Genomic DNA, 6,427 nt, shown 5'->3' with positions numbered 1-6,427 from the left:
AACTATCAATTTTCTGACCTCACAAAAAACTATTTGAATTATCACAAAAACAATTGCATATTGATATACCTGAATAACTTGTAAGTTTTGTAACTACTTTACACCCAAATTATCTAAGCCCCTCCGCAAACGAACAAAAATTTCCTTGTATTTTTGTTTCATGAGCGTGTATAAAGGTGCAGAAAGAATACAAATTTTAGAAGAGTCGCAGGCTATTGCTATGAGTAAGCGTAGTCGTGCGTTAAAAGCAGAAGGAAAAGATGTTATCAATCTAAGCATAGGCGAACCTGACTTTGATACTCCCACACATATTCGCAATGCGGCTATTGAAGCTATTCGCGAAGGTTTTACACACTATCCGCCCGTAGCAGGTATCTCTGAACTTCGCAAAGCGATTAGCCAAAAATTTAACCAAGAAAATAATCTGCCCTACTTACCTGAACAAATTGTAGTATCCACAGGGGCAAAACAATGTATCGCCAACGCTTTACATGTATTGGTCAATCCTGGGGAAGAGGTTATTATACCTACTCCTTATTGGGTAACTTATTCAGAAATTGTCAAACTTACAGGGGGTAAGAGCGTTTTTATTGAGGGTGATATAAAAAACGATTTCAAAGTTACTCCTGATCAAGTAAAAAAGGTACTTAACGAAAAAAGTAGAGTATTTATTTTTTCTTCTCCTTCTAATCCTGCGGGTACAGTATACTCTCGTGCAGAGTTAGACGCCTTTGCGGACATATTTGCGGAGTATCCCCATCTATACATTATCAGCGATGAGATTTACGAATATATCAATTTTATTGGTAAGCATGAAAGTATAGGCGCTAATCCCAAAATATTTGACCGTGTTATTACGGTGAATGGGGTTTCTAAGGGTTTTGCTATGACAGGTTGGCGTATTGGTTACATGGGCGCCCCTACTTGGATTGCCCAAGCTTGCGAAAAGTATCAAGGACAATTTACTTCGGGCGCTTGCAGTATTGCCCAACGCGCTGCATTAGCAGCCATAGCAGGGGATAGAACTTCGTGTCAGGAAATGAATCGTATCTTTGAAAAGCGTAAAAACTTAATAGTAGCTTTAGCTAAAGAAATTCCTAATATTGAAATAAATGAACCCGAAGGCGCTTTTTATCTGTTCCCAAAAATAAGCTACTACATTGGCAAAAAAACTCCACAAGGTAAAATTATTCAAAATAGTTATGACTTGTGCATGTTCATTTTAGAAGATAGCTACGTAGCTTTAGTAGATGGTGGAGCTTTTGGCGCACCTGAATATTTACGCATCTCATTTGCTGCTTCCGAAGAAAGTATACAAAAAGGTATGAATCGCATCAAGCAGAGCTTAGCTAAACTAGCCTAATACAAGCACTGTTAATTGTTTTATAGCACTTTTATACCAAATTAAACTTTTGTTTTTTGTACTTTTGTTTGCCATGCATAAGGTATTAGTTATTATTCCTACCTACAATGAAGTAGAAAACATAGAACGCATGCTGCACGCTGTTATGCAATTGGACACTCCCATAGACGTATTAGTAGTAGATGATAACTCTCAAGACGGCACAGCAGACGCGGTAAAAAATACTATGCTGCGCTATCCGAATCGGATTTTTTTGGCACAGCGAGCTGGAAAGTTAGGATTAGGTACAGCATACATACACGGCTTTAAGTGGGCTTTACAGAAAGATTATGAATTTATTTGTGAAATGGATGCTGATTTTTCCCATAATCCTGCGGATTTACCGCGATTAGTCCAAGCTTGTATAAATGGCGCGGATGTGGCTATTGGCAGTAGATACAAAAAAGGTGTAAATGTAATCAATTGGCCTATGAGCAGAGTATTGATGAGCTATTTTGCAAGTAAATATGTAAAATTCATTACACGTTTACCCGTTCATGATGCTACCGCAGGTTTTGTTTGCTATCGGCGAGAAGTATTAGAAAAAATAGACCTTGACAGTGTCAAATTTGTGGGATATGCTTTTCAAATAGAGATGAAATTTAAGGCTTGGAAGCATGGATTCATATTAGAAGAAATTCCTATCATATTCACTGACCGCACCGCAGGACAATCTAAAATGAGTATGAAAATTTTTTTAGAAGCCTTTTTTGGGGTTATCAAACTTAAAGTAAGTAGTTGGTTCAAAAAGTGGAATTGAAAAAACTAACTAATCACTATACCTAACTCTGAAAGAATATTGCTACGAATTAAAATTAAGTTTTGATGTAAGCGCAAATGAGCTTCTATTTTTTCGTGGTCATCAGCAGGAATACTTTTTAGGTTTTGCAAATTCTCTTGAATGAGAGCTTCTATGTTCTTTTTGCGAAGGTACAAAATAGCATATTGCAAGCTTTTGGGTAAATTTTTGTCAAGACTAAAATCTAAACCATCCCTTCGTATCCATTCAGGACTATATTCGTGCTTATTCCTTTCGGCGATTATATCTACTACAATACTTGACAAAGTTTTATCTTCATGATGAATAAGGGGATGCAAGTTAGCACTGTGATGAAGTTGATACTGCTCCATTAAATACTTGTAGATCTGTTGGTAGTAGGGATTTTTAATCTCTTCATCTACTTGGGTAATTTCTTGAGCTAAAATTTGAAATACAAACGCATTCAATTCTTGAATGTACGTATCGCCATACAAAAGTAATAGTCGTAAAATTTCTCTTTCTTGCGTTTCTGAATAATGGGAAGAGCTATGAGTAGGGGGGGAGGGAGTATTTACAGAAGTAGTGTTAGATTGTTTTTTTTGCTTTTTATAGAGTTCTAATTGATTTTGAAACTCACGAAATAGGTGTTCTTCGGGAACGCGCGCGATTCTAGCAATTTGATAGATGTATTCTTGTTGAGTAATAGGGTTAGGTATAAGCAGTATGTCTTGAAGAAGGTCTTGCTGTACTTTACTTCGTTGATTAGGATCATTTTGAGCTTGATGATAAAGGTATTCAAATTTGTAAAGAATAGCATCTTGTTTTTGAGTTTGTAAATAGGTTTTTACTTCATCAGGAGTGTGTTTTTGTGCAAAAGAATCAGGGTCATCTTCGGAAGGTAAGGGAATAATCTGTATGTGGGCATTGTAGGGTAACAGAATTTCCATTGCTTTGAAAGAAGCCTTCTTACCTGCTGTATCACCATCATAAAAAATAGTAATGTTTTTAGTTAATTTAGTTAGGATTTGGGCTTGCTCTTCGGTAAAAGCAGTACCGCTGCTAGCTACGGCATTTTCTATTCCAGACTGATGTAAAGAAATAACATCCAAATAGCCTTCTGTAAGAAAGACTTCATCATTTTTACGGATGGGCATACGCGCATGAAATAAGCCATACAAAAGACTACTTTTATGATAGATAGGGCTTTCAGTAGAATTAAGATATTTAGGTGTGTTTTTATCTTCGGTAAGTATTCTACCTGCAAAACCGGCTATTTTACCGCTGGGCGTATGAATAGGAAACATTAACCTACCTTTGAAAGTGTCGTAATACTGCTGTGTATCTTCATTTTGCTTAATTAAACCTGTTTGCAGCAAGTATTTAAGCTCATATTGTTTTTTGATTGCTTCTTGCATCAATAGATTGTTTTGAGCAGGTGCGTATCCTAATTGAAATTTCTCAATCCATTCTTTTTTGATTCCTCTCTTTTTAAGATAATCAAGGGCAACTTTGCCTTCTTGACTTTCCCATAATTGCTGCGTAAAAAACTGTTGAGCAAATTGATTAACTATATATAAACTTTCCGTTTCTGATGTATCTACAAAATCACTTTCTTGCCAATAAAAAGGAATGTTATACTTTTCTGCTAAAAACTTTAAAGCTTCTACGTATGAGTATTTTTCATGTTCTATCAAAAAACGAATTATATCTCCGCCTGCACCACAACCAAAACATTTGTATATCCCCATAACAGGATTAACGTGAAAAGAAGGTGTTTTTTCATGATGAAAAGGACACAGACCTACGTAAGTTCTACCTCTTTTTTTGAGCTTTACATAAGTACCTATAACTTCCACCATATCTGCTTGTAACTTTATTTGCTCTACCAAAGTCTCTGGAATTTTCATAATACAAATATAACCAAACCCTATCTTTTTAGTTGTCCATTGAGTTAGAAAACATTCTCACTCTATTTACTAAAACTTGATAAAAATAAGATACTGATAATCAATAGCTAACTAAATAAAATTAACTTTTAATGTTGCTTTTTTTGTTTGTCCAATTTCTTTTTTTGTCTATTTTTGCGTAGGGGTACGCGTAAAACATGAAGTTTTCAGTAGATAAAAGCGATAAGCTCTGGGCTATTACACTTGAAGAAAATAAGCTAGATGCCCGCATCGCTCCTGATTTAAAGAGCGAGTTCACTATTATGGCAAACCGCGGCGTGAGAAACATTGTACTGGATTTATCCAAAGTATCATTCGTAGATAGCTCAGGATTAAGTGCTGTACTTTTAGGTCAGCGTGTATGCAAAAGTATGGGGGGTATCATGGTTTTATGCGGAGTAAAAGACTCTGTAATGAAAATTTTACAAATTGCACAGTTAGACAAAAGCCTGGATATTCTACCTACCTTAGATGAAGCAATAGAGTGCGTATTCTTACATGAAATTGAAAACGAAATATCCCTCCAAGATAAACGGCTCAAAGAAATAGAAGATGATTTTCCAATCGAGGAGGAAGAAGAAATAGCTATGAGCAAAAAAGGCAAAAAGTTTGATGACGAATACGAAGATAGTGAAGAAGACGAAGTAGAAGAATTCGAAGACACTTTTGAGGATGACGAAGATGATTTTGAAGATGAAAAACCTAAAAGACGTAGAAAATAAGCCATGTACAGGCAAATTCTACGTACCATATTGATTGTACCACTTTGTTTTTATGCAGCTTTACTTTCTTATGCTCAAAACATAGACAGTCTTCAAAGAGTACGGGCTAAAGAGCAGCTCAAAAAGGGCATAGAACAAAAGTTGAGAATTCTCAAATCTCTCAATCCGCAAGGAGTATTCGGAATTAAAATTTACTCTCTTACTCATAAAGAAACTCTTTACGAACTAAATAGCCAAAAACTTTTTAAACCTGCTTCAAACTTAAAGGTATTAACTTCAGCTTGTGCTTTGACTTACTTAGGCAAGGATTTTCGTTTTAAGACTCCTTTTTTAGTTCAAGGGGAAGTTAAGAATAATGTTTTGCATGGTAATCTAATTATTGTAGGTAGTGGGGACCCTTCTTTTTCAGGGCGCTTTTACAATAACAATCCTTTTGCTGTATTTGAGCAATGGGCAGATACCTTAAAGTCTAAGGGTATTTTTTGTATTAATGGTTCTATCATTGCCGATGATAGTTTAATTGATATTCAATTTCCTAAGCCTGATAGAGATTACCCAGGTTTTGCCCATGAATGGTGGAACACAGAAAATGCTGCTTTTTCTTTCAATGATAACCAAGTAACTTTACGAATTACTCCTACAAAAATTAACCGATATGCACATATTGAAGCTTATCCCAAAACTAAGCATGTTCTTATTCAAAATGAATGTATTACCACAGGAGGAAAATGGGCGTGTGTCAAGGTTTCTCGCGAACCCAACTCATACAAATTTGTAGTCAAAGGAAGTATTGGCATCTTACATGGTAAGTATGAGCAGGATTTTGCTGTATGTAATCCTACTCAATTTTTTTTAGATGCATTGGTAGATACTTGGCAAAGAAAGGGAATTATTCTTAAAGGATATGCCATTCCTAGCTATGAAATTGCGGACTTTTCTAAATCAAATGCGGATACTCTTTTTGTGCATACTTCAAAAGATATTTTTACGTTGTTGTACCCTGTCAATAACAATAGCAACAACATGTATGCAGATGCGTTTTTCTTAAAGGTAGGTGCAGAGTTAGGTGGCGTTGGAAATTACAGCAACAGCATGATATGTTTTAGACACTTTTTAGAGCAAGTAACAGGCAGCTCTTACTTTGATTTAGCCGATGGCAGCGGACTTTCACACTGTAATAAAATTACTCCAGAGTTGATGATAAAAGTCTTGGAATATATGTATCATAAACCCTTTTTTGAAGATTACTTAAAAACTTTTTCTGTTCCTGGACTTTGTGGTACGGCTTACGAACGTTTGTATAGTCCGTATCTCAATGGACATACGTATGTAAAAACAGGGAGTATTCATGGTGTAGAAGCTTTTTCGGGCTATTATCACAGTCCCAAAACAGGGGAATGGATTGCTTTTACCTGCTTAGGCAACGAATTGACGCGAAAAAAGGCTTCTTTACCTCACGAAAGGAACTTGATTGAATACATAGCTAAAATCTTTTAGATAAGTTGATGAATTTAAGTTTCTTTTTTGGGCGTGCCCCTTGCTGCGCAAGGGTCGGGGCATTCCGCACTGCGCTTCGCTTCGGTACTTCGCTGCGCTT

General features: G+C 36.0%; 5 protein-coding genes. 4 read left to right on the top strand and 1 reads right to left on the bottom strand.

What is annotated here, in order from left to right:
- Positions 1–160: 160 nt before the first annotated feature.
- Entirely contained in the window at positions 161–1,363 is a 1,203-nt protein-coding gene (locus tag NZ519_10770; GenBank protein MCS7029232.1) for a pyridoxal phosphate-dependent aminotransferase, read from the top strand.
- A gap of 73 nt (positions 1,364–1,436) precedes the next feature.
- A complete protein-coding gene (locus NZ519_10765) occupies positions 1,437–2,162 on the top strand; it encodes a polyprenol monophosphomannose synthase (GenBank protein MCS7029231.1) in 726 nt (241 codons plus the stop codon).
- Between the two features lie 5 nt (positions 2,163–2,167).
- On the opposite strand, the gene dnaG is transcribed toward NZ519_10765, so the two are convergent.
- Entirely contained in the window at positions 2,168–4,069 is a 1,902-nt protein-coding gene (gene dnaG / locus NZ519_10760) for a DNA primase (protein ID MCS7029230.1), read from the bottom strand.
- 197 nt (positions 4,070–4,266) lie between these two features.
- Here dnaG and NZ519_10755 point away from each other — a divergent pair, with 197 nt between their 5' ends.
- Together NZ519_10755 and dacB are read left to right on the top strand one after the other, a co-directional pair.
- Positions 4,267–4,830, top strand: coding sequence for an STAS domain-containing protein (locus NZ519_10755; GenBank protein ID MCS7029229.1), 564 nt, complete (start codon positions 4,267–4,269; stop codon positions 4,828–4,830).
- 3 nt (positions 4,831–4,833) lie between these two features.
- Positions 4,834–6,327, top strand: coding sequence for a D-alanyl-D-alanine carboxypeptidase/D-alanyl-D-alanine-endopeptidase (dacB, locus tag NZ519_10750; GenBank protein ID MCS7029228.1), 1,494 nt, complete (start codon positions 4,834–4,836; stop codon positions 6,325–6,327).
- Positions 6,328–6,427: the final 100 nt, after the last annotated feature.

Source organism: Bacteroidia bacterium (assembly GCA_025056095.1).
GTDB lineage: Bacteria > Bacteroidota > Bacteroidia > JANWVE01 > JANWVE01 > JANWVE01.
Note: the sequence above shows the minus strand (reverse complement) of the source record. Positions and strands in the feature narration are given on the sequence as shown.